The sequence below is a fragment of the Enterococcus sp. C57 genome (genome assembly GCF_040887305.1).
Lineage (GTDB): Bacteria > Bacillota > Bacilli > Lactobacillales > Enterococcaceae > Enterococcus_B > Enterococcus_B hirae.
Window position 1 is genome coordinate 77,797 of sequence record NZ_JBFOFP010000001.1, and the last position, 23,110, is coordinate 100,906.

Here is a 23,110-nt window from a genome sequence, read left to right on the forward strand (position 1 = left end):
GAGGAGAGCTCGTGATAGTAACTGTAACGATGAACCCGTCAATTGATATTTCCTATCCGCTTGCTTCCTTGAATGTGGATACTGTCAATCGAACAGATCAAGTTAGTAAAACAGCAGGTGGAAAAGGACTTAATGTAACCCGAGTAATCCATGATCTAAAGGGGGATGTACTCGCTACAGGAGTTCTCGGTGGGTATCATGGGGCGTTTATTGCAGATGAATTAAAGCATGCCGGTATTAAGCAGAAATTTACAGAGATCAAAGAAGAAAGCCGGGATTCAATCGCTATTTTGCATGAAGGAAATCAAACTGAGATTTTGGAAGCGGGACCAACAGTTTCCTATGAAGAACAGCAGAATTTCCTAGAAAACTTCAAGGAGCTAATAAAAAAAGCAAAGATTGTCACAATCTCAGGTAGTCTTGCAAAAGGATTGCCATCAAATTTTTACCAAACGTTGGTCCAATTGACAGAAGAGCAGTCTGCAAAGGTTCTTGTCGACACCTCTGGGGAAAGCTTGCATCAGGTTTTAGCTGGCAAACAGAAGCCATTTTTAATCAAACCAAATCTTGAGGAATTATCGACACTACTGAGACATTCATTTTCGATTGATCGATTAGAAGAAGTCCAGGAAGAATTGATTCAACCTATCTTCTCAGGTATTGAATGGATTATTGTTTCTCTAGGAAAAGATGGAGCTCTCGCAAAACATAAAGATTGCTTTTATCGAGTTACGCTCCCCACGATAAAAGCAGTCAACCCAGTTGGTTCAGGAGATGCTACAGTCGCTGGATTTGCCTACGGCCTATCACAAGAAATGGATGAAATAGAACTTTTGAAGTTTTGTATGGCTACTGGTATGGCTAATGCACAAGAAGGACAAACAGGTCATGTTTCACCGATGAATATTCAATCGCATATTGAAAAAATAACTGTAAAAAAGATTGAGTGAGAAAATCGATCTAGATAAAATCAATGATTTTTTGAGACCAACTCAATTTGGTAGAAGTTCCATTTTTGTAGGATTCAACGTACTCCAGTAGTTGTTGTGAATCTCTAAGTTTCGTCACTCGGACTTGCAGAACGGTTGTTTCATCGGTAAGAATCTTTAATAATTTCGCAACATTTAAAGGAGTTGGAAATATAATTTTATTTGTTTCCGTAAAATCTTCCTCATTCATGTGGATATTGTAGTCATGTTTAAAGCGCTGACAGCTGGAATTGTAATAACACAATTCTTGAGAATTAGGATCCACATATTGTTCGGGCAAATAAGTTTGCTGATAGATATATGCAGTTTTTTAGTTTTTCGTAAATGTCTGATGCAATCATAAAATGCTAAGGCTGGCAGTTCAAGCTTGTTTAAATAGTGTGGATCATTCCCTCGAGCGATTGATAAAACTTGGACTTGATCATTACTGATAGTGAATAATTCAATGTCAGAAAACTAGACCAGTTTTTCTTTACGTGAAACAAATGAGTCACGACCTTGATGACGAATTATGAATCCATCCTTTATTCATTCAGGGAGCGAATGACTGTAATAGAGCTTACGTTAAAAATTTATATTAATTCTGCTTCTGTATAAAGTTTATTGCCATTTTGTGATGTCTAAATTAACCCTTCAAACAACATCAAAGAATTAAACTTTTCGTTAGAGTCTTTGGTTTTGTATGTATAATTTGATTTTAACACGTTCTGTTATGTTGGATAGGGTTGACTTTCTATTTCAAATTATTTGATATATCAATATATTGAAAACGCTTTTATTTAAGGAGGGAGCTTTTGAACACATTTGAGATTAAAGAAGATTTTCTTCTAAACGGTGAGCCCTTTAAGATACTCTCAGGAGCTATCCACTATTTTAGAGTGGATTCAGCCGATTGGTATCACTCGTTATATAATCTGAAAGCATTGGGATTTAATACAGTTGAAACTTATGTACCTTGGAATCTACATGAACCTAAAAAAGGAGATTTCCATTTTGAGGGAATTTTGGACTTAGAACATTTTTTGTCCATTGCTGAGGAATTAGGACTATACGCGATTGTTAGACCATCTCCATATATTTGTGCAGAATGGGAGTTTGGTGGTTTTCCTGCTTGGTTACTTAATGAGGGAACTCGGATCCGAACAAATGAAACCGTTTATTTGAACCATGTGGCAGATTATTACGATGTTTTAATAAAAAAAATCGTGCCGCATCAGCTGACAAATGGTGGAAATATTTTAATGATACAAATTGAGAATGAATACGGTTCTTATGGAGAAGAAAAAGACTATTTACGTTCGATACGTGATTTAATGTTGGACAGAGGAATAACAGTGCCATTTTTCACTTCGGATGGACCATGGCGAGCGACACTCAGAGCAGGCAGCATGATTGATGAAGATATTTTAGTTACTGGAAATTTTGGTTCAAAGGCTGAAGAAAATTTTTCTTCAATGGAAGCTTTCTTCAATGAGCATGGGAAAAAATGGCCTTTAATGTGTATGGAATTTTGGGATGGTTGGTTTAATCGTTGGAAGGAACCGATTGTACAACGTGATGCAAAAGAATTAGCTGAGGCAATCAAAGAGGTCGTGCTGAGAGGAAGTATTAACCTGTATATGTTCCATGGAGGAACAAATTTTGGATTTATGAATGGTTGCTCAGCTAGAGGAGTGATTGATTTGCCACAGATTACTTCTTATGATTACGGAGCACCCTTAGACGAGCAAGGAAATCCAACCGAAAAATATTATGCAATCCAGACAATGATTCATGAAACGTTCCCTGATATCCAACAAATGGAACCTTTGACAAAAGACACAATGGAAATGAAAGATATTCCATTAATTGATAAAGTCAGTTTATTTTCAACATTAGATACAATTAGTCAATCAGTAAAAATGAAATATCCAGAAACGATGGAAATGTTAGGACAAAATACAGGTTATATTCTGTATCGCACCTCAATAAAAAAAGATGCAGAACATGAAAGACTGAGAGTAATCGATGGAAGAGACCGTAGCCAACTATTTTTAAATCAAAAACTGCAAGCTACACAATATCAGACAGAAATTGGTGAAGATATCATTGTTCCAATGCCTCAGGAAGACAATCAATTAGATATTCTAATTGAAAATATGGGGCGTGTTAATTATGGTCATAAATTATTAGCCGATACACAAAAAAAGGGAATTCGTACAGGGGTCATGGCTGATCTACATTTTATCACTGATTGGAATCAGTATTGTTTACCACTAGAGTCATGTGAGAAGGTTGATTTTTCAAAGGAATGGCATCCTAACCAGCCAAGTTTTTATCGCTATGAAGTAACACTTGATGAAGTGGAGGATAGCTTCATTGATCTATCAAAATTTGGGAAAGGTGTCGTATTTGTTAATCAGACCAATATTGGACGTTTTTGGGAAGTTGGACCAACACTTTCGCTATATATTCCGAAAAGCTTATTTAAAAAAGGAAACAATGAAATAGTGATTTTTGAAACAGAAGGAACTTTCCAACCAGAGATCCAATTAGTAAAAGCACCACTATATAAAGAAATGAAAGAAGGATAAACAATGAGTATTATCGGAGTAAGAATTGATGGACGTTTAATTCATGGACAAGTAGCCAACTTATGGACAACCAAGTTGAACATCACACGGATTATGGTTGTAGATGATGAAGTTGCAAAAAATGATATTGAAAAAAGTGGATTAAAGCTGGCAACTCCACCAGGAGTTAAATTAAGTGTATTGCCGATTGAAAAAGCTGCTAATAATATTTTAGCAGGAAAATATGATTCTCAACGATTATTGATTATTGCTCGGGAGCCGGATCGTTTATTGAAGTTGGTAGAATTAGGAGTCCCAATTGAAGAAATTAATGTTGGGAATATGTCACAGACGAATGAAACACGGTCCATTACTAAATCAATCAATGTGGTTGATCAAGATGTAGAAGTATTTAACAAATTACAGGCTAAAGGTGTTCGCTTAGTAGCGCAGATGGTTCCAAGTGATAAAGCAGAAAATTTTATGGCTTTATTAGCGAAATAGGAGGATAAATAAATGGATATCTTATGGTGGCAGATCTTATTATTAACATTATACGCAGGGTATCAAATTTTAGATGAGTTACAAATTTATTCATCGTTGAGTGCACCCGTTTTTGCCGGATTATTTGCTGGTCTAGTGATGGGAGATCTAAAAGCAGGACTTATTATTGGTGGTAGTATGCAATTGACTGTACTTGGTGTTGGTACCTTTGGGGGTGCATCAAAAATTGATGCCAACTCTGGAACGATTTTAGCGACAGCTTTCTCAGTAGCGCTAGGAATGAACCCAGAGCAAGCAATTGCCGTAATTGCGGTACCAGTAGCTAGCTTGATGATTCAATTAGATATATTAGCCCGTTTTGCGAATACGTATTTTGCGCATCGCATTGATAAATTAGTTGAAGATATGAACTACAAAGGGATCGAACGTAATTTCTTAATGGGAGCCCTCTCTTGGTCACTTTCTCGTATGATTCCCGTTTTTCTAGCATTAGCATTTGGAGGAGGACTAGTAGAACAAGTGGTAGCCGTGCTAAATGGTGATTTGAAGTGGTTAGGCGATGGATTATCAGTAGCTGGAGCAGTTTTACCAGCTGTCGGTTTTGCTATTCTACTACGTTACTTACCAGTTAAAAAGCATTTCCCTTACCTAATTTTAGGATTTACATTAACGGCATTACTAGGAACCGTCTTTACTAACATGCAGGTTTTAGGAACGGGTGTTGCAGGAGTTGTGAAGAATTTCGAAGGAATATTTAATTCACTTCCAATGTTAGCAATTGCACTAGTTGGATTTTCTTTAGCAGCCATCAGTTACAAAAATGGACAGCTGATACCACATTCGCCAGCCCCTAAAGATGTTACATCGAATGATTCAGATGAAGGAGAGATTGAAGATGACGAAATCTAATTATAAGTTAACGAAGGAAGACTTTAAGCAGATCAATCGCAGAAGCTTGTTTACTTTCCAATTAGGCTGGAACTATGAACGGATGCAAGGATCAGGCTATCTTTATACAATTCTGCCGCAATTACGCAAGCTTTATGGTGATAATTCTCCTGAATTAAAAGAAATGATGAAAACTCATACACAATTCTTTAATACATCAAACTTCTTCAATACTATCGTTACCGGGATTGACTTGGCTATTGAGGAAAAGGAAGGTATTGATGGTAAAGACACTGTCTCAGGTTTAAAAGCTGGGTTGATGGGGCCTTTTGCAGCAATTGGTGATTCGATTTTCGCAGCGTTAATTCCAACAATTTTTGGAGCCTTAGCAGCCAATATGGCAATTAATGGCAACCCAACTGGAATTTTTATTTGGATTATCGCACAAATCGCTGTTATGATTTTCCGTTGGAAACAATTAGAATTTGCTTATCGTGAAGGAATCTCTTTAGTTACCACGATGCAACATCGCTTAACTGCCTTGACAGATGCTGCAACTTTGTTAGGGGTCTTCATGGTTGGAGCGTTGGTCGCTACCATGATTAATGTAAAATTGTCTTGGGCACCAAGTATTGGTGATGTGACGTTAAACATGCAAAACAACCTGGATATGATTTTACCACGATTATTACCAGCCGGTATCGTTGCAGCAATTTATTGGATGCTTGGCAAAAAGAATATGACTTCTACTAAGGCAATTTTCATAGTATTAGTGGTTTGTGTAGCATTATCAGCTTTAGGCGTGATTTCAAAATAAGTCAGGCTGATTCCAATTAGTGATGAGGAGTGGTTCAATGGGAAAACAATTAGTTTTAATTAGTCATGGACTTTTCTGTGAAGAATTGAAAAAAAGTACAGAAATGATAATGGGGCCTCAGGAAAGTATTCACACAGTAAGCCTTCTTCCTTCTGAATCAGCGGAAGATTTTCGTGAAAAGTTTGAAACAGTAATTGCCAATTTAGATGATTTCGTGGTATTAGCAGATTTAATGGGTGGCACTCCGTGTAATGTAGTTTCAAAAATAATTCTCGAGGGTCAAGTAATTGACTTATACGCAGGCATGAACATGCCAATGGTCATTGACTTCATTAACAGTCAATTAATTGGAACAGAACTTTCATTAATCGAATCTGCTACAAGTAACATTTGTTATGTGAATGGACGGATTTTCAGTGATGACGATGATGAAGATGAGTAAGATAAAATATATGAGTGATGAAGCCAAAGAAATATTTCTCTGATCATACTATAGATAAAAGACATTTCAAACTTGTAATTTGAGTTTGGAATGTCTTTTTATCTAATTTTGTTCAAAATTTTGGACAAAAAAGAGACCCTTTGTCAAATGATGTTGGTAAAGAGAAACTCTAGAATGATTAGTGAAAGATTGAGAAAAAAGTATTCAGTATCAAGTAATAAGAAGGAATTTCCGAAATTTGACAAGAAACATAAATACTTTTTTTGGTGTTGATTATTATCTACTTGGTGTGTCTCAAATTTTTTATAAATTTCAGCGAATTTTTGAAGATGCCGCTTTTGTCTCATTCTCCATTTTTTTATTTTATGATTAACCTCATAAAAAAGTGGGACATTAATTAGATTTTTTCTGATTAATGTCCCAGACTCGTCTACAGACTGAGAACTTGGAAGGGATACTTCCAGGACTTTTTTAAACGGTTGACTCAATGGCTTCTTTATACTTTTCAAAAAGGGGGATAATTTGCGTGCGCTTTTTTATGTCAAGTTTAATAAAAATATTGTGGACATGAGTTTTAACCGTTCCTAATGAAAGAAAGAGCTGGTCAGCAATTTCCTGATTGGTTCGATGTGACAGTAGCAATACAAAAATTTCCGTTTCTCGTTGAGTAAACTGGTGAACCTGACAAAAGTCTTGAATCAAGAGAGAGGTGTCTTGATTTTGTGTTTTTTCTTTCTGAGGTTGATATTTTTTGATAAAGAAGTGCAGTAATAAAACACATATAACAATCGAAAAAATATCCTCTGAGACACTACGATTATAAATTTTTGTCACTAAGGAGCTATATTGATCGACATTGAAAATCACGAAACTATCTTCAATAATGATCAAAATACTAAAGAAGAGATTGATGAACATCAATTGCTTTAAATAGTGTTTGTTCAGCAAAGGTACATCCTTTTTTGTTCCTCGCCAACAATAAATTCCTAGGTAAAACAGGAAGAGTTGATTGCCCAGATAATAGAGCCAGACTTTAAAGGCTGAATTATCCATCAATGGGATGGCAATCATCCAAACAGCCAAAGCAAGCAGTAAAGCATAATGGAGAGGGGAAAGTTTTTCTTTTTGTAGTTCGGCAAGAATAGAAATGGAAAAAAAGGCGTTTCCCATAAAAATAATCGTTTTAACTGCTGGTGCACTCATAAATGCTTGATCATAACTTTGTGCAAAGGAATTGAGGAACTCCGTCATATAAATAATCGTGTTATCAAAAATGAAGAATGCCAAATACAAACTGATCCAGAGAAATAAGTTTTTTTTTTCTTTTAAATAAGCATAAATAGCAAAAGTCATCGTGATTGAATATAAAATGATCAATAGAATGTTGTAAACAAAAATAGCTATCATATTGAATCCCCTTTCATTTTTTCCTTACCTCAAATTTCTTATCTTAATTATAACACCGATTTTTTTATCTTTACTTTTAATTCCTATAAACTTACTTCTAAACTTTTGTAAACCCTTGGAAAATAAATGGTTTATATCCAAAAATAAACCAGCCTGTAGCACGTATAGATCGACAATGATAACGTTTACAACTAATAGCTTATCGTAAACTCTCACTTTTTTTCCTAAAGTGAAGATGCAAAGCAAACAAATTACTTAGGAGGTTTCATTATGGGAAAAAAAGATTTTATTACAACTGAAAATTACACGAAGGAAGAGATTCAACAAATTGTTGACCTGTCATTGAAAATCAAAGCGGCCATCAAGAATGGTTTTTATCCTCCTTTGCTAAAGAACAAAGTGTTAGGGATGATTTTCCAACAGTCTTCTACCAGAACGCGGGTTTCGTTTGAAACAGCAATGACACAATTAGGGGGGCACGCAGAATATCTAGCACCAGGGCAAATTCAATTGGGTGGTCATGAAACGATAGAAGACACGAGCCGAGTTCTTTCTCGTTTAGTTGATATTTTGATGGCTCGTGTGGAACGTCATCATAATGTGTATGACTTAGCAACGAATGCCACGATCCCAGTTATTAACGGGATGTCTGACTTCAACCACCCAACGCAAGAAATTGGCGATCTTTGCACCATGATCGAACATCTTCCAGCAGGCAAAAAAATTGAAGACTGCAAGGTTTCCTTTATTGGAGATGCCACACAGGTCTGTTTCTCTTTAGGATTGATTGCAACAAAAATGGGAATGGAATTCGTTCAATTTGGACCAGAAGGGTTCCAGTTAAACGAAGACCATCGCGCACGACTAGACGCAATTTGCAAAGATTCTGGCGGCTCCTATACGATATCCGATCAAATCGATGTTATCGAAGGTTCGGATTTTGTTTATACAGATGTTTGGTATGGACTGTATGAAGCTGAACTATCAGAAGAGGAACGCATGCGTATTTTTTATCCTAAATACCAAGTGAATACGGACTTGATGAAACGTGCTGGGGAACGAGCGAAATTTATGCACTGCTTGCCTGCCACTCGTGGGGAAGAAGTCACAGATGAAGTCATGGATGGACCGAACTCGATCTGTTTTGATGAAGCAGAAAATCGGTTGACTTCGATTCGCGGTCTCTTAGTGTACTTGATGCGAGATTATGCGGAAAAAAATCCAATCGATGAGACCAAAAAAGCAGCGGCTAAAAAAGACTTGGAAGCTTTGCTAGGTGAAACATTTTAGACGCAAGAGATGAGGAAAGGAAATAATCTGCGTATCATGACGATGCGTAAGGATTGTCTCTGTTCTAGAGGAGGGGCTAACGATCTGAAAATCGATTCTTTCTAGCAGAATCTTGATCTCACACTAATGTAGCTTTTATGCCGCACCAGGATTCATGTGAGATGAGTCCGCTGGTTGCAAGAATCGTTCAATCGTTGGTCCAACCTTATTCCCTTGTACCGGAAAGGAAGAAAACAATGGGAGAAAAGAAAAAATTTAGTTTGATGAGTGCTATATTATCTGTTATTTGTGTTGTATTTGTGGCAGAAGCGGCTGCACCGGTAGCAGCAATCGGAAATTCACAATTTTTTTGGTGGATCTTTTTATTGATTGCATTCCTTTTGCCCTATGGATTGATCTCGTCAGAGTTAGGAACAACTTATATCGGTGATGGCGGTATCTATGATTGGGTGACACAAGCCTTCGGACATCGCTGGGGATCTCGCGTTTCTTGGTATTACTGGATCAATTATCCACTGTGGTTAGCTTCTCTAGCAGTAGTCTGCCCTGATTTATTGATGACGATCACAGGCAGCGAATTTTCAACAGCGGCTGCTATCGTGATCGAACTGATCTTTATATGGATCATTGTTTGGATCAGTTTTTATCCGGTCAGTGACAGTGTGTGGATTTTGAATGGAGCAGCTGTCATCAAAATGCTGCTGGCAATCTTGATCGGTGGCTTAGGTCTCTATACTGCGCTTACTAAAGGTGTGGCGAATGAGTTTACTCTTTCTTCCATGCTGCCAAGTTTCAATTTAAATAGTTTGTCCTTTATTTCAGTAATCATTTTTAACTTATTAGGATTCGAAGTGATTTGTACATTCGCGAATGATATGGAAAATCCTAAAAAGCAAATCCCTCAATCGATCATTGCTGGTGGACTGGTGATTGCAGCCATTTACATTTTTTCTGCATTCGGGATCGGTGTAGCAATTCCTACGGATCAGATTAGTACAGGCAGCGGATTGATGGATAGTTTTAAGTTATTGACAGGATCAACAGGCGGCTGGTTCATTATTTCGATGGCCTTTTTATTCTTACTGACATTGTTTGGCAATATGATTTCTTGGTCGTTAGGGGTTAACAATACTGCTTGTTATGCAGCCGAAAATGACGATATGCCGAAAGTATTTGCCAAACGCAGCAAAAAAAACGGCATGCCTACTGGTGCGGCGATTATGAATGGTATTGTTGCTTCTATCGTTGTCATCATCGCACCAATTTTACCAAATCAAGATTTATTTTGGGCATTTTTCTCGTTGAACCTAGTAATGTTCCTACTATCATATGTACCTGTTTTTCCTGCGTTTTATAAATTGCGCAAAATCGATCCAGAAACACCTCGACCTTTCAAGGTGAGCGGCAGCGACTTGTTCTTGAAGGTATTAGTCGCACTACCGATGATCATGATCGTGATCTCATTGATTTTCACAGCGATTCCTTTGCAGTTTGATGCTGAATCGCTGAGTCAGCAATTACCAATCACGATTGGAGCAATTATATTTGCCCTCGTTGGTGAAATCATTATCTGGATCAAAAAAATCAAAAAAGAAGGAGTGCTGTATCATGGCAAAGCGAATCGAAAAGACCACACCGAAACAAGACGGGTTTAGAATGCCTGGAGAGTTTGAACCACAAGAGAAAGTATGGATGATTTGGCCAGAACGTCCGGATAACTGGCGTGATGGAGGCAAACCGGCTCAAGAAGCATTTGCCGAAGTCGCAAAAGCGATCAGCAAATTCACGCCAATGAATGTGGTCGTGTCGCAACAGCAATATCAAAACTGCCGTCGTCATTTGCCTGCCGACATCACTGTCTATGAAATGTCGAACAACGATGCTTGGATTCGTGACTGTGGTCCTAGCTTTGTCATCAACGACAATGGTGAATTACGAGGCAATGACTGGGGATTCAATGCTTGGGGCGGATTAGTCGATGGCTTGTATTTCCCTTGGGATCAAGACGATTTGATTGCACAAAAGATCTGTGAAATCGAGCACGTGGATTCGTATCGAACGGAGGATTTTATTTTAGAAGGGGGCTCCTTTCATGTTGATGGAGAAGGCACTGTTTTAACGACTGAGATGTGTTTATTGAGTGAAGGTCGGAATCCTCATATGACAAAAGAAGAGATCGAACAAAAATTATGTGACTACTTAAACTGTGAGAAAGTACTTTGGTTAGGTGACGGGATCGATCCGGAAGAAACCAATGGGCATGTGGATGATGTGGCATGTTTTGTTCGTCCAGGAGAAGTAGCTTGTATCTATACTGAAGATCAAAACAGCCCATTTTATGAAGCGGCTCAAGCTGCTTACAAGCGTTTGAATGAAATGACCGATGCCAAAGGTCGCAAATTAAAAGTTCATAAGCTTTGTTGCCCAGTAGAGAATGTCACGATCAATGGGGATTTCAAGATCGATTACGTAGAAGGAACGATGCCACGTGAAGATGGCGACATTTGTATTGCTTCTTATATGAATTTTCTGATCACGAACAACGGTGTGATCGTTCCTCAGTATGGAGATAAAAATGATGAGCTGGCACTTGAGGAAATAGCAGAATTCTTTCCAGATAAAGAAGTAGTAGGCGTAAATACAGTGGAGATCGTATACGGTGGTGGAAATATTCACTGTATCACACAACAACAACCGCAAAGATAGGTGGAGGCTTATCTCAAAAATTGTCATCGCATTGGGTGGAATTTTAGGCGACGCTGCTCATGAACAATTGACCAAAACCCAAAGCAGCAAATTCGATTACTGACCTGATCAATGACGGCCGTTTATTCGTTTTTAGAGATACTAGAAGAGACTGAGACAACTTTTGTCCCAATCTCACTATACTTGATTATAAAAAATAGTGGGTAAGATATTCCGTCGAATATCTTACCCACTAATCTTAGTATATTTTTTTGTTTCATTGTCTATCATTAGCTGACGATCAGCTTGGTGATTCAACCATTAGAGGAAGCCAGATGTGGGTGAGATCTTTTCATAGTTTTCCCAAACCCATAAAAATCTCCTAGGCACCTTTTAAGTATATTTTAAAACAATAATGCATATATATACAAATTGAATCATTTTTTAAGAGGTTGTTTTAAGAAGGGGAAATAAGGAACTTTCTTAGTTTCAGTAAACGATTAATTCTTTTTTACAGGTATCAAGATTTCAAATACACGTTTTTCAGGAATCGTGGTAGTAATTTCATCTTGCCATAATATTTTCCAAAAAAATCTTTCTGGAATAAATTTATTTTTTTGAAAATAGTTCAGTAGTTTCTGATTGATTTCTTGCTTATTATAATTTGAATCCTCTATGAAGAAAGAGACATATGTTCCATTCGATCTGGTTATAATTTTCTCTGCGTCGTAAAGATGACTTTGTTCCTTGTTTATTTTAATTAGTGACCTAAAAGGAGTTTTTTGAATGTCAGAAAAAATAGAATCTTCTACTAAAAAATTTATAGGATAGCCATTAAATAAATCTTTTTGATCTAAGGATAAATAAAAATCACTATAACTAGATAAAGAATCGATGGAGTCGTAGTAATGAGAATGCATTAAATCAGAACAAATAAAAGATTCTTCTTCTCTGTAAGAATGAGTAATTATATCAAAATTTATATTTTTCAATGTTGTATACCGATCGATATAATTTTCTAAAAACGTCTGCATATGTTTTAAGTCATTGATTTTTTCATCTAAAATTTCTTTTCGCTTTTTAAATTCTGTCAGCGTGTCATCCATGTTTCGATTATCGAGAAAATATTTAATCTGTTCTAAAGGTACATCAAGAAATTTCAAGGTTAGTATAACGTCTAATTCAAAGCATTGGTCACAAGTATAATATCTATAACCATGAGTAGATATTTTTTTTGGTTTGAATAAATCAATTTGATCATAATAAATTAAGGTTCTTCTACTTAAATTGACGTATTTTGCAAATTCACTGATTGTTAAATAATTATTCATAATTACCTCCTTGAATATAACGTAACGTTACAGTTTATTCTAGCAGAGCAATAACCCAAATTCGTTATAAAAGGAGATTCTTATGTTAAGTTTAATCGAAATAAAAAAAGTATTTGGAAATGAAATAGTATTGAATCATTTATCAGGAGATTTCCAAAAAGGCCTCAATTTTATTTACGGTCCATCGGGTAGTGGGAAGACAACGCTATTAAATATCATTAGTGGTATGGATCAAAATTTTGAAGGAGATGTTTATTTTAACAATCAGTCGATGAAACATTTTACGAAAAAAGAACTATCCGACTATTATTACAATTCAATCGGTTTTATCTGGCAAGATTACCAATTGATAGAATACTTAAGTGTAGAATGTAACATTGATTTAGTTCTAAGCCTATCGAACTTAAATAAAGCAGAACGAAAAATGAAAGTAGCAAAGGTATTAGAGGAACTAGGAATATCTGGATTAGCTAAAATGAAAGTGGCAAAATTATCTGGCGGACAAAAACAACGAGTAGCGATAGCTAGAGCATTAGTAAAAGATCCAGAAATAATCATAGCAGATGAACCAACTAAAGCATTAGATCTTTTAGCTGCTAATAAAATCATGACGGAGCTAAAAAAAATCGCTAAAGAAAGAATAGTGATAATAGTCACTCATGATAAAGGTTTAATTGAAAAAGACGCAAATGTCTATAGCATGGAGCAAGGACAACTAAAATTAGTAGGGCAAAGTAAACAACACTCAAAAGATGACGGGAAAAACAATCGATTGAATAAACCTCCTTATTTATCTTTAAAAAATTGTATCTCTCAATCTTTTAACATTCTAAAAGGCGCATCCATATATTCTATATTAACGATTATTTTACTCATACTTTCTTCCTTTTTTATGTTGATTAATTTGAGTGGGGAAATAAAAGAAAAACAAGATGATAATTTTAGCCGTCTCGTTAAAGAAAGAGGAGAGACGATCAAAGATATTTCTTTGTCAAAAGAATCGACAGGTGGTGGTCCTTCTGGTTCTCTAAAACAAGATACTTCAGGAGCAGTAGATTTATTAAAAGATGATCCCAGAGTAGATTTTGTGGCACCCTTGGAAATAGTGGGTGATTTGAAACTAAACGTAGGAGATTTGATTAAAAATTATGAAGTGAAGGATAGCTTTAATTTGCCTGCAATTACGAAATTGATAGCTGGAAGATATCCTTCAATTGGAGAAATAGAAGTGGCTGTTCCTAAACGGTTACTGGATTTACTAGGTCTAAAACCCACCGACGTAATCGGGAAAAATTTAAATATGACAGGACTTATAGACGTAAATCCAAAGATTGGAAGCAATGAAATTACAGGATCAAAGGTCTCATTAAATGATGTAAAAGTAGTGGGAGTCATTGAAAATAATCCTAAAGGTGGAGCAATTACCAGCACTTTAGGAAGACGTGACGGGAAACTAACGGATGGCCCGTTGTTGTTTAGTGTAGAAGCTATCAAAAAAATGCGTCAACAAGCAGGCATTGAGAAATCGATAAGTTATAACGTAAGAGCAAAAACATTAGATGATATTTTACCTATCGTGAATAAACTACAACAATCAGGTTTACAACCTTCTGGAGATTTTAGCATGATTGAAGACATGCTTCGATTGAGAAAGAAAAATGAGGAGCAAGGGGTTACCATCAGTTTGATATTCTTTGTATTGTCACTAACAATTAGTATTGTTTTGGCTTTGTTCAATTTTTATATAAAGAAAAGTGAATTTCGTTTTTTCAAATTCAATGGTTTCAGTAATAAAAATATTTTAAGTTTAATCATTTCAGAATACTTTATACTTGGAATAATGTCTTCTCTTCTATTTCTGATAACTTTCCCAATGCTTAGTCTTTTAAGTCAAAAATTATTTAGTATATATATAGTATCTACTAATAACTTAGTTTTGGTATTGTTGTTGCCATTTGTCCAATCAATAATAATCAGTATCCTATCCTACTTATTATTTCTTAAAACTAATCCTACTCATAAAATGAAACAAGGTGATTCGAATGATTTACTTAAATAATGTCAGTAAAAAGTACAAAGATTTGGATATACTACTACATGCCAATTATCGATTTAAAGATGGTACGTTAACTTGTGTATTAGGGAATAGTGGAGCTGGTAAATCAACATTATTAAATTTAATAGCAGGCTTAGACATAGATTATGATGGGAAAATTGAAAATTTATGTTTTAAGGAAAAAAATTTCTCAAATAAAAACTTGTCTAATTATAGATTTAACAATGTGGGATTTATTTTTCAAGATTATCATCTTTTAAATGGATATACAGTACTTGAAAATGTCATAATGGGGGCACATTTAGACTCTGAACTAACGAAAGAAGAGAAAATCGAAAAAGCATTGAATTTATTAACGGAACTTGGTTTAAAAAACAAGGCAAATCAAATGGTCCATGAGTTAAGCGGTGGTCAAAAACAAAGAGCATCTATAGCGAGAGCCTTAATGAACGATCCTAAAATAATTCTTGCAGATGAACCAACGGCTGCTTTAGATGAATTAAATAGTGATGGTGTCATGAAGATACTAAAAAGGTTGGCAAGGAATCGAACCGTGATTGTTATTACACATAGTGAAAAAGTTTCAAAGTACGCCGATGAAATAGTCTGTTTAAAAAATCATACAATAGAAATAGTTAAAGAAAAAGAGCGATATGAATTAGACTATAGTAAGGAAAGTCAGACTTTTACAGCGAAAAAAGCTAAAGAGATTGTCCCAAAACTCAACTCAAAATTACTTTTTTGGATAGCAATCAGGAATTTTAGAATACATTTTTTAAAAAATTTACTTGCTATCGTATTGATTTCATTAGGAACGGTCTCTTTTATTTCAACGTTAGGAATAAAAAATACAATAAAAAATGAAATACAGTCATTTAAAGAAAAAAATGATTACTATAGTAAAGGATCAATTGCTTTTTCAAAAAAGCCTTTATCTAAAGGGCTTACTTATTTACAAACATTACCAAACGTTAAGGATGTGTATTACCAATATAATCTCCAAAATATTCATCTTAAATATGATCATAAGAATAAACACTTAGATACTAAATCACCAACATTCATTTCTTCCAATCTTTCGATGATTTATGGGGACATGCCTAAAGATAATAGGAATGAAATCAGTCTATCACTAAGTGTTGCCTCGTCTTTGAGTAAGAATATTAATCAATTAGTTGGAAAGTACGTTGACTTTGAATACTTTGATAAGGAGGGACAAAAACATAAAATAAAAATGAAAGTGAGTGGTATCTCAAACGATACTTTTGATAACTTTACAATGAGTACGAAGCTGGAAAAGAAAATTTATAAAGAAGTAGCTAAAGGTGAGGCTTCTGCTATAGCGTTTAGTGTGAAAAATTTTGAGGACATTCCCAAAATTCATCGCCTGCTGAAAAGTAAGGGGTACGATATATACACTAAGGAAAAAGACATTCGTGCTTTTAAAAATAGTTTTGCTGATACTATAAAGTTGTTCACCATATTATCCAATTTACTTTTACTCCTATTTATCTCTGTTAGTTTTATTATAATCTATCGAATTTCTATCACTAGATATTCTGAAGTTGGTATACTAAGTTGCTTAGGATATAGTACCAGAAATATCTCTAAGATATTGAGAAGAGAAACCGTTCTATTTTGTCTACTATCCGTCTTATTTAGTAGTATATGGCTTCTTATTTTTAATACTGTATATAGCCAGAACTTTGGTTATAATCTAGAGTTTAATTTCCAACTAGGGATGCTTTTGTTGTTAGTAAATATTGGATTAGTTTTTGGCATAACTGGTTTTGTTAATTATCGATTGGTCAACCTATCACCTAGTCTGGCTTTAAAAAAATAAGATCTTTAACTTTAGAAATATAGTACTGACTAAGAGTCTGGGACTGAGACAAAAGTTGTCTCAGTCTCTTCTAGTATCTCTAAAAACGAATAAACGGTGATACAAAAGTAGCATCTTCGGAAATAAGCCGAAATTTACCAAAAATTTGAGAAGCAATTTTCGGAAATTCCTTCTTATTTCTTGATGCTGAACACTTTTGTCTCAACCTCAGTTTTTTTGCTTTTATTTCCCACAAATCTTAGTCTATTTTTATGAATTGAAAAAGTATAAATATGATCGAAGAAGTGTTATTCGCAGTTCAAATAATGAACATTCCATTTCTTCTGCTCTTACTACACCAGCTCTTCAAGTACTTGTTTGATTGCTAGCAGATCGGCTAATGTGACTTGGGCATTGATCAGTAAAACGGGGACGGTTTCAAAACTTTCTGTTAAAGGAGCGGTACTAAGGCAGAGATCATAGTCTTCGTTTTCGAAATGGCTGCGAATATCCAGATGGTAGTAGCTTTGAAAAGAAGACTCGATACGTTCTTTGATTGTTAAAGAAAGTGCCAAAGGTAAATCTGTTTCGAGTTTAAGGTTGATTTTTTTCATAAAGGTGGATGGTGGTGAAACCAAGGTCCAAGCAACCGCTACATGTAACGCAAGTCCTTTTCGTTTGCTATCTGAGGATGAGTAAAGATCAATTTGATCTAACAATTGTTCAGAACGCATCAAAAGGTTGGGAAAATTCTGCGAGACATAGTGCTGTAGATTATAGCCGGTCAAGGTATGGATCGTCTCTCCAAATAGTTCGACGGACAAAATTCCAGAAAGAATCGTTCGCAAAATCAAGTTCTTTTTTCTGGTAGACAATTGTTGAGAGTCTGTATCTTTCAGTAACAAATGGATGATTGCTTGCAAATAAGAACGATTTTGAACGCTTTCCTCTTGGATGGCAAAATAATCAGCTAACTGCTCTTTAGAAAAAGTGAGATCCAGATTTGATCGTAGCCACAAGAAAATAAAATGGCTCTCCATTGTTTCGAGTAAGAAGTGTTCACTCAACTCATCTGTCAGTTTTTTTAAGAGTGATGAATGCTGATCCGTCAATTGTTGGAACAGTTCGTGGTCTTTAGACGGTAGATCAGGAGCTAAAGTGATCATTTCAGCTGTTATTTTTTTGCCTTTTCTAAACCGAATAATCGTCACGGCTAGTACATAAGTAGTAATTTTTAGTTCAATCTCATTGAAAGGAATTTCATTGATTTCATAAAAGTGTCGGGCGAGCATTTCACATTTTTGTTGAGAAATACCTGGAAATGGCCAGTGAAGACCAGAAAAATTTTTCCAAAAAAAAGCAACCATAAAATAGCGAATACGAGGTTCATCACCGACTAAATAGAGCGTTCCTTTATTTTTTTTTACGGTAAACCCCAATGGCTGTAGTAGCGTTTCTAGTTCATAGCTTCGCTTTCGTACAGTAGATTCGGATAAATAATTCTCGTAGGCGAATTTGACTAGATTCACTTCATTTTCCAACAATAAATTTTCAAATAAATTGAAAAAAGGATTTTCTTGTAATATTTTACGAATCACCGTTTTATAGTCTGTTTTGGTTCCTGTGAATTTATAGCCGAGACCATGTTTTGTATGAAAAATTGGTTCACGACTTTCATCTGTCATTAGGGAATGATTGCTTAGGACATCGTAATATTTGTAGATCGAACGCCGATCCATATTGAGGGCTTGGCTCATTTCTTCAATCGTTACAAAGCGCTTTTGATGATATAAAAAATGCAAAAGTTCGATTTCTTTTTTGACATCATTTCCAAAAAAATCATTGAATATTTCCATAAAAAAACTCCTAACCAAAGATTTCCCTCGATTCTTAGCTGTTACTTGATGCCATCTTATCATAAAAAGAGGATTTTAATGTATTCCAAATGTACATTTTTTTAGCTCAGAAAAGATTCCAGAAAATTTATACTAGCAATTGTTGAAAAAATTCTAGGGTTTTAATAAGGATGGGGAAATCTGTTGGTAGAAAAGGAGAGAAATGATGGGAACGAGAAAAGACAGCTATTTCAAGATAGTGATTTTATTCGTAGGATTAATGAGTATTTTACTGGGAATAGGGATGCAAAAATCATTTGCGGAGACAGTTGATTTTGCTTATACCGATTCTACGGGACAACGTTTAACAAATGGAACAGCAGTAGGGAATACCTATAATTATGATTATGGCCATGCACCAGAAGCCGTATTTGACGAAGAAAATTATGTTAATTACGCCGACCGTGCATATTTAAAAAAGAGTGTCACAGAAGATAGCAAGACACAAGGTTTATTTGACGTCACGTTAGATGTGAAAGGTAACCAGATCGGAACACCGATTGATTTAGTTTTGGTGATCGATTATTCTTCCTCCATGACTGGCGAAAAATTAACCAATGCTTTAATCGGATTACAACAATTTGGCAATGAATTAGCGGATTCGTTAGCTAATGGGAATATCCGCGTGGGGATCGTAGCATACAATCGGGAGGTTTATTCAACAAATGGTTTTTCAAGTAATATGAATGACTTAGAGAACTTCTTGAAATATACCGCTGAGTCACATTCGGGAACATTTATGCAAAAAGGATTATTAGCAGGGCAACGGTTATTATTGGAGAAAAGTCGGCCAGAAGCGGAAAAACTATTTATTCATATTGGTGATGACAGTGCCAATCGTAGTTATCTTCCAGTACAAGGAGCGAAAGAGTATCCAAATGAGGGAGAGATCATTGATTATAATGGCTACCATACCGATCGTTATATTCAAGATTTTCAAACTGATTCTGACAAATACTATACGACGAACAGTAACCCTTCTGATCCCAATGCAATTTCTGTTAGTAGTTCAGTTGTGACAGATGCGACCTTAGGAACGATTGTTTCTCTCAAGCATTCGGGTTTTACCTGTTATTCGATAGCGACAGCACCTTCTGCTCGAGGGGAATATATTGGGCGAAACTTAGCTTCTAAACCGCAACAATACCTTACAACCGATGAAAATCTAAGCGGTTTGGGTTCTGCCTTAACAGAGATCGCCAACCAAATTGATAAAACGATTCCTAATGGTACGATCACTGATCCTATGGGGCAAGACATTTTACTCCAAGGAGCGGGTGAGTTTAATGAACGCTCCTATCAATTAGTCGGTTGGCGAAAAAATGAACAAGGAAATTGGGAACAAGCCAATGATGTAGTGGCTGATGTAGTTGTATCGGAAGCGAACCAAACGATTACGATTGCAAATATTGCATTAGGGGAAAATGAACGGCTTACGTGTACCTATCAAGTCCGTTTAAACACTGAAAATACTCATTTTAAAGGCGAAACTTGGTATTTGTGTAATGGACGGACAACATTAGCACCAACAAATGAAAGTGAATTACTTGATTTTCCAATCCCCTCAATCAAGGCACCGACAACCACAATCCAAGTAGCAAAAAAATGGAAAAATGTAGCGGCATCCGAGATCCCAGAGACTATTGACTATGTGATTCGCAGGAGTTCAGTCGTTGATCCTACGAGTTGGCAAAGTTCAGCGGTGCTTTCTTTAAGAAAACAAGATAATTATCAAGCAACGATCAAGGAACTGCCAGTGGGAAACGAAAAAGCGGTCTTACCAAAATACAATAATCAAGGAGAAGACTTTACTTATCAAGTAGCGGAAGTGAATGTACCTGATGAATTTGAGAGTAACGTAACCAATAATGGCAATTCTTTTGTGATCACGAATACGAAAAAAACGACCGAACCAAGCACAACGGAGCCAAGCACAACGGAACCAAGCACAACAGAACCAAGCACAACGGAACCAAGCACAACAGAACCAAGCACAACGGAACCAAGTACAACGGAGCCAAGCACAACAGAACCAAGCACAACAGAACCAAGCGCCACAGAATCAAGTATGACCGAATCAAGCGCCATCGACTTAAGAAACTCTGGACCAAGTACAACTAAAAAAGAGACGATGCTCCAGATTGCTTCTGAATCTTCGACTGATTCTGAAGCGGAACAGTTACCAAAAACAAATGAACATTCCTCATCCATTCTGGTCTTTATGGGAACGATGATCGTCGGATCGGTGGGTTATTATTTGATTCGTAAAATAAGATAGCCAATCAGCTGATGTAGCTCAGAATGTCTGAAACTAGATGTTCTGAGTTTTTTTGTGCTATAGTTTAGTCAAAGTCATGTTGTGAAACGAAGGGGGAAACAGGATGAAAAAAGCGTTGTTGGTCGTTAATCCAAGTTCTGGAGGAGAACAAGCACAAGAATATGAAAAACTGGCCCATCAAAAGTTAACCACGATGTTTGATGAAGTCGTTGTTCTTCATACGAAAAAAGCTGGAGATGCCAAGAATTTTACTCGAGAAGCAGCAGTGGATAGGTATCACAGCGTGTTTGTCATGGGTGGAGATGGTACTGTTAATGAAGGAATCAATGGGATCGCTGAACAAGCACATCGTCCAAATTTTGGTTTTATTCCATTAGGGACAGTCAACGACTTAGCCCGTGCTTTAGGCATACCGTTAGAACCTGAAGAAGCTATCGCACATCTTTCAATGGATGCGTTGCAACCATTAGATATTGGGAAAATCAATGACCAATATTTTATGAATGTCGTGGCGATCGGGACCATTCCTGAGTCAATCAATGATGTAGATCCAGAAAAGAAAACAAAATATGGCAAGTTTGCTTACTTTATCTCAGGGATCAAGCAATTGGCTGGAACCCAATCTTATAAATTCCAGTTAGTCATTGATGGGCAGGAAAAACAAATTGAAAGTAGTACATTGCTGGTAGGATTAACTAATTCAATTGGTGGTTTTGAAACATTGATACCCAATGCTAAAGTAAACGATGGCAAATTGCACTTGGTTTATTTAAAAGACACTTCATTGTTAGATACGTTAAAAACATTGCCTGATTTGTTAAAAGGTGTGGATTCTTCTACCGACCATCTGGCTTATCAAACCTGTGAAACGATCCAGATTGCTTTGGATGAAGACCAAGAATTGGCAACAAATGTGGATGGCGATGAAGGTGTCAAGCTGCCTGTCACACTAAAAGTTCTTCCTTCTCATCTGATGATTTATTGTTGAGAAACGAGGGGGAGGATCAGCTTTCTAAGCTATTGATCTGAGTCATATCCTTTGTTTTGAACAGTAGGTTCCCCTGTCATCTGATGTCGATTTTAAGCGGATCTGAGAATCTGGTGAGACAGAGGCTGTGAATAAAGTTGGAATAATGAACTGAAAAACAGCCAGGATGAGGTTGAGGCAAATTTTGGCTCAGTCTCGTTCTGGCTGTTTTTGGTTAGTTCTATTTAGCTGATTTAGTTCGAAGGACGAAAAAGCATTTCTTCTGAAAAAATGAAGGAGTCTCTTAATCTAATGCTTCGATAAAGCGTTGAGCAATTTCTTGAGGGCGTGTGATCGCACCACCTACAACGATGCCAGCTACGCCTAGATCTTTGACTTGTTTGGCTTGTTGTGGCGTGTGGATCCGACCTTCTGCAATAACGCATATATCAGCTTGGATCAGTTCTTGGATGAGTGGGAGATCAGGACCAGCTTGTTTCACACTTTCTTCTGTATAGCCGCTTAAAGTTGTCCCCACAAAATCAACTCCTGCTTCGTAAGCATTCTTTCCTTCTTCAAAAGTGGCGATATCAGCCATCAATAATTGCTGTGGATATTTTTCTTTGACTTTAGCAATGAATTCATTGATGTTCAGACCATCGTGGCGTTTGCGTAAAGTACAATCCAAAGCGATAACTTCAACCCCTGTGGCTACTAGTTCATCAACTTCACGCATGGTTGCTGTGATAAATGGCGCTTCAGGAGGATAATCACGTTTAATGATACCGATGATCGGCAGGGCCACTTTTTCTTTGATCGCCATAATATCCCGTACTGAGTTCGCACGGATACCAACAGCTCCTGCTTTTTCAGCAGCTAAAGCAAAATAAGGCATCAAACTACCTTCTTCTGTATAAAAAGGTTCTCCAGGTAAGGCTTGGCAGGAAACGATCAGCCCACCAGCAATTTTTTCTAAGAATAATTGTTTGTCCATTCTGTTTTTCTCCTTTATATTTTCTCAGTTTCACAAAAACGTTTCGCAAAGAGCTAAGGCTATGCGAATGATAGCAAAAAAGTGATTACTTAGATAATGGATATCTAAGATAACTTACTTGATCAGACAAATAAGCGGTTTAGAAAAACGCTTTATTTTTTGATTACAAAATAAGTGTAGCGATTTCGTAATT

At 36.3% G+C, this 23,110-nt stretch carries 17 protein-coding genes; 13 read left to right on the top strand and 4 right to left on the bottom strand.

The genetic code is table 11. From position 1 onward, the window contains the following. The first annotated feature begins 11 nt into the window (after positions 1-11). The 6 genes from AB5M32_RS00345 (at position 12) to AB5M32_RS00370 (ending at position 6,192) form a co-directional block, all read left to right on the top strand. Complete coding sequence (locus AB5M32_RS00345) at positions 12-950, top strand: hexose kinase (protein ID WP_178286732.1); 939 nt, start codon at positions 12-14, stop codon at positions 948-950. Between the two features lie 833 nt (positions 951-1,783). Then, positions 1,784-3,562: a beta-galactosidase family protein gene (locus AB5M32_RS00350; protein WP_368024225.1), complete on the top strand. Its 1,779-nt coding sequence runs from the start codon at positions 1,784-1,786 to the stop codon at positions 3,560-3,562. A 3-nt stretch (positions 3,563-3,565) separates the two neighbouring features. Beyond that, on the top strand, positions 3,566-4,045 hold the full coding sequence (locus tag AB5M32_RS00355) for a PTS system mannose/fructose/N-acetylgalactosamine-transporter subunit IIB (protein WP_010719958.1): 480 nt from the start codon (positions 3,566-3,568) through the stop codon (positions 4,043-4,045). 12 nt (positions 4,046-4,057) lie between these two features. Then, positions 4,058-4,954, top strand: coding sequence for a PTS sugar transporter subunit IIC (locus tag AB5M32_RS00360; protein WP_010719957.1), 897 nt, complete (start codon positions 4,058-4,060; stop codon positions 4,952-4,954). Beyond that, positions 4,941-5,750 carry a PTS system mannose/fructose/sorbose family transporter subunit IID gene (locus AB5M32_RS00365; protein WP_010719956.1) on the top strand — a complete coding sequence of 270 codons (810 nt, stop codon included), beginning with the start codon at positions 4,941-4,943 and terminating at the stop codon, positions 5,748-5,750. Before AB5M32_RS00360 ends, AB5M32_RS00365 begins: the two co-directional genes overlap by 14 nt. Before the next feature lie 37 nt (positions 5,751-5,787). Then, a complete protein-coding gene (locus tag AB5M32_RS00370) occupies positions 5,788-6,192 on the top strand; it encodes a PTS sugar transporter subunit IIA (protein WP_010719955.1) in 405 nt (134 codons plus the stop codon). A 471-nt stretch (positions 6,193-6,663) separates the two neighbouring features. Here AB5M32_RS00370 and AB5M32_RS00375 read toward each other — a convergent pair whose 3' ends face one another. Then, positions 6,664-7,599: a response regulator transcription factor gene (locus tag AB5M32_RS00375; protein WP_178286727.1), complete on the bottom strand. Its 936-nt coding sequence runs from the start codon at positions 7,597-7,599 to the stop codon at positions 6,664-6,666. Between the two features lie 270 nt (positions 7,600-7,869). Between AB5M32_RS00375 and ptcA the strand changes: the two genes are divergently transcribed. The 3 genes from ptcA to aguA all read left to right on the top strand — a co-directional run bounded on the left by ptcA (position 7,870) and on the right by aguA (position 11,595). Continuing rightward, positions 7,870-8,889: a putrescine carbamoyltransferase gene (ptcA, locus tag AB5M32_RS00380; protein ID WP_368024226.1), complete on the top strand. Its 1,020-nt coding sequence runs from the start codon at positions 7,870-7,872 to the stop codon at positions 8,887-8,889. 236 nt (positions 8,890-9,125) lie between these two features. Further along, positions 9,126-10,544 carry an APC family permease gene (locus AB5M32_RS00385; RefSeq protein ID WP_034866259.1) on the top strand — a complete coding sequence of 473 codons (1,419 nt, stop codon included), beginning with the start codon at positions 9,126-9,128 and terminating at the stop codon, positions 10,542-10,544. Continuing rightward, positions 10,498-11,595: an agmatine deiminase gene (gene aguA / locus AB5M32_RS00390; protein ID WP_178286723.1), complete on the top strand. Its 1,098-nt coding sequence runs from the start codon at positions 10,498-10,500 to the stop codon at positions 11,593-11,595. The genes AB5M32_RS00385 and aguA overlap by 47 nt, the downstream gene beginning before the upstream one ends. A gap of 479 nt (positions 11,596-12,074) precedes the next feature. Here aguA and AB5M32_RS00395 read toward each other — a convergent pair whose 3' ends face one another. Continuing rightward, a complete protein-coding gene (locus AB5M32_RS00395; RefSeq protein ID WP_010719950.1) occupies positions 12,075-12,905 on the bottom strand; it encodes a MerR family transcriptional regulator in 831 nt (276 codons plus the stop codon). An 82-nt stretch (positions 12,906-12,987) separates the two neighbouring features. On the opposite strand from AB5M32_RS00395, the gene AB5M32_RS00400 reads away from it, so the two are divergent. Together AB5M32_RS00400 and AB5M32_RS00405 are read left to right on the top strand one after the other, a co-directional pair. After that, complete coding sequence (locus tag AB5M32_RS00400; RefSeq protein WP_178286721.1) at positions 12,988-14,964, top strand: ATP-binding cassette domain-containing protein; 1,977 nt, start codon at positions 12,988-12,990, stop codon at positions 14,962-14,964. Then, a complete protein-coding gene (locus tag AB5M32_RS00405; protein WP_178286719.1) occupies positions 14,948-16,804 on the top strand; it encodes an ABC transporter ATP-binding protein/permease in 1,857 nt (618 codons plus the stop codon). The genes AB5M32_RS00400 and AB5M32_RS00405 overlap by 17 nt, the downstream gene beginning before the upstream one ends. A 332-nt stretch (positions 16,805-17,136) precedes the next feature. Here AB5M32_RS00405 and AB5M32_RS00410 read toward each other — a convergent pair whose 3' ends face one another. After that, positions 17,137-18,639 (bottom strand): helix-turn-helix domain-containing protein, encoded by a 1,503-nt coding sequence (locus AB5M32_RS00410; RefSeq protein WP_178286717.1) that lies wholly within the window; start codon positions 18,637-18,639, stop codon positions 17,137-17,139. A gap of 205 nt (positions 18,640-18,844) precedes the next feature. Here AB5M32_RS00410 and AB5M32_RS00415 point away from each other — a divergent pair, with 205 nt between their 5' ends. After that, complete coding sequence (locus tag AB5M32_RS00415; RefSeq protein WP_178286715.1) at positions 18,845-20,956, top strand: VWA domain-containing protein; 2,112 nt, start codon at positions 18,845-18,847, stop codon at positions 20,954-20,956. Between the two features lie 103 nt (positions 20,957-21,059). Next, positions 21,060-21,944, top strand: coding sequence for a diacylglycerol kinase family protein (locus AB5M32_RS00420; protein ID WP_034699710.1), 885 nt, complete (start codon positions 21,060-21,062; stop codon positions 21,942-21,944). A 283-nt stretch (positions 21,945-22,227) separates the two neighbouring features. Here AB5M32_RS00420 and AB5M32_RS00425 read toward each other — a convergent pair whose 3' ends face one another. Next, positions 22,228-22,917, bottom strand: coding sequence for an N-acetylmannosamine-6-phosphate 2-epimerase (locus tag AB5M32_RS00425; RefSeq protein ID WP_161651953.1), 690 nt, complete (start codon positions 22,915-22,917; stop codon positions 22,228-22,230). Between the last annotated feature and the right edge of the window lie 193 nt (positions 22,918-23,110).

Excerpts from the sequence above, each read along its gene's own strand:
- AB5M32_RS00400 (WP_178286721.1), top strand. The coding sequence starts at position 12,988 with ATGTTAAGTTTAATCGAAATAAAAAAAGTATTTGGAAATGAAATAGTA.
- AB5M32_RS00385 (WP_034866259.1), top strand. The coding sequence starts at position 9,126 with ATGGGAGAAAAGAAAAAATTTAGTTTGATGAGTGCTATATTATCTGTT.
- AB5M32_RS00370 (WP_010719955.1), top strand. The coding sequence starts at position 5,788 with ATGGGAAAACAATTAGTTTTAATTAGTCATGGACTTTTCTGTGAAGAA.
- AB5M32_RS00425 (WP_161651953.1), bottom strand. The coding sequence starts at position 22,917 with ATGGACAAACAATTATTCTTAGAAAAAATTGCTGGTGGGCTGATCGTT.
- AB5M32_RS00375 (WP_178286727.1), bottom strand. The coding sequence starts at position 7,599 with ATGATAGCTATTTTTGTTTACAACATTCTATTGATCATTTTATATTCA.
- ptcA (WP_368024226.1), top strand. The coding sequence starts at position 7,870 with ATGGGAAAAAAAGATTTTATTACAACTGAAAATTACACGAAGGAAGAG.
- AB5M32_RS00395 (WP_010719950.1), bottom strand. The coding sequence starts at position 12,905 with ATGAATAATTATTTAACAATCAGTGAATTTGCAAAATACGTCAATTTA.
- AB5M32_RS00360 (WP_010719957.1), top strand. The coding sequence starts at position 4,058 with ATGGATATCTTATGGTGGCAGATCTTATTATTAACATTATACGCAGGG.
- AB5M32_RS00405 (WP_178286719.1), top strand. The coding sequence starts at position 14,948 with ATGATTTACTTAAATAATGTCAGTAAAAAGTACAAAGATTTGGATATA.
- AB5M32_RS00365 (WP_010719956.1), top strand. The coding sequence starts at position 4,941 with ATGACGAAATCTAATTATAAGTTAACGAAGGAAGACTTTAAGCAGATC.
- AB5M32_RS00410 (WP_178286717.1), bottom strand. The coding sequence starts at position 18,639 with ATGGAAATATTCAATGATTTTTTTGGAAATGATGTCAAAAAAGAAATC.
- AB5M32_RS00420 (WP_034699710.1), top strand. The coding sequence starts at position 21,060 with ATGAAAAAAGCGTTGTTGGTCGTTAATCCAAGTTCTGGAGGAGAACAA.
- aguA (WP_178286723.1), top strand. The coding sequence starts at position 10,498 with ATGGCAAAGCGAATCGAAAAGACCACACCGAAACAAGACGGGTTTAGA.
- AB5M32_RS00355 (WP_010719958.1), top strand. The coding sequence starts at position 3,566 with ATGAGTATTATCGGAGTAAGAATTGATGGACGTTTAATTCATGGACAA.
- AB5M32_RS00415 (WP_178286715.1), top strand. The coding sequence starts at position 18,845 with ATGGGAACGAGAAAAGACAGCTATTTCAAGATAGTGATTTTATTCGTA.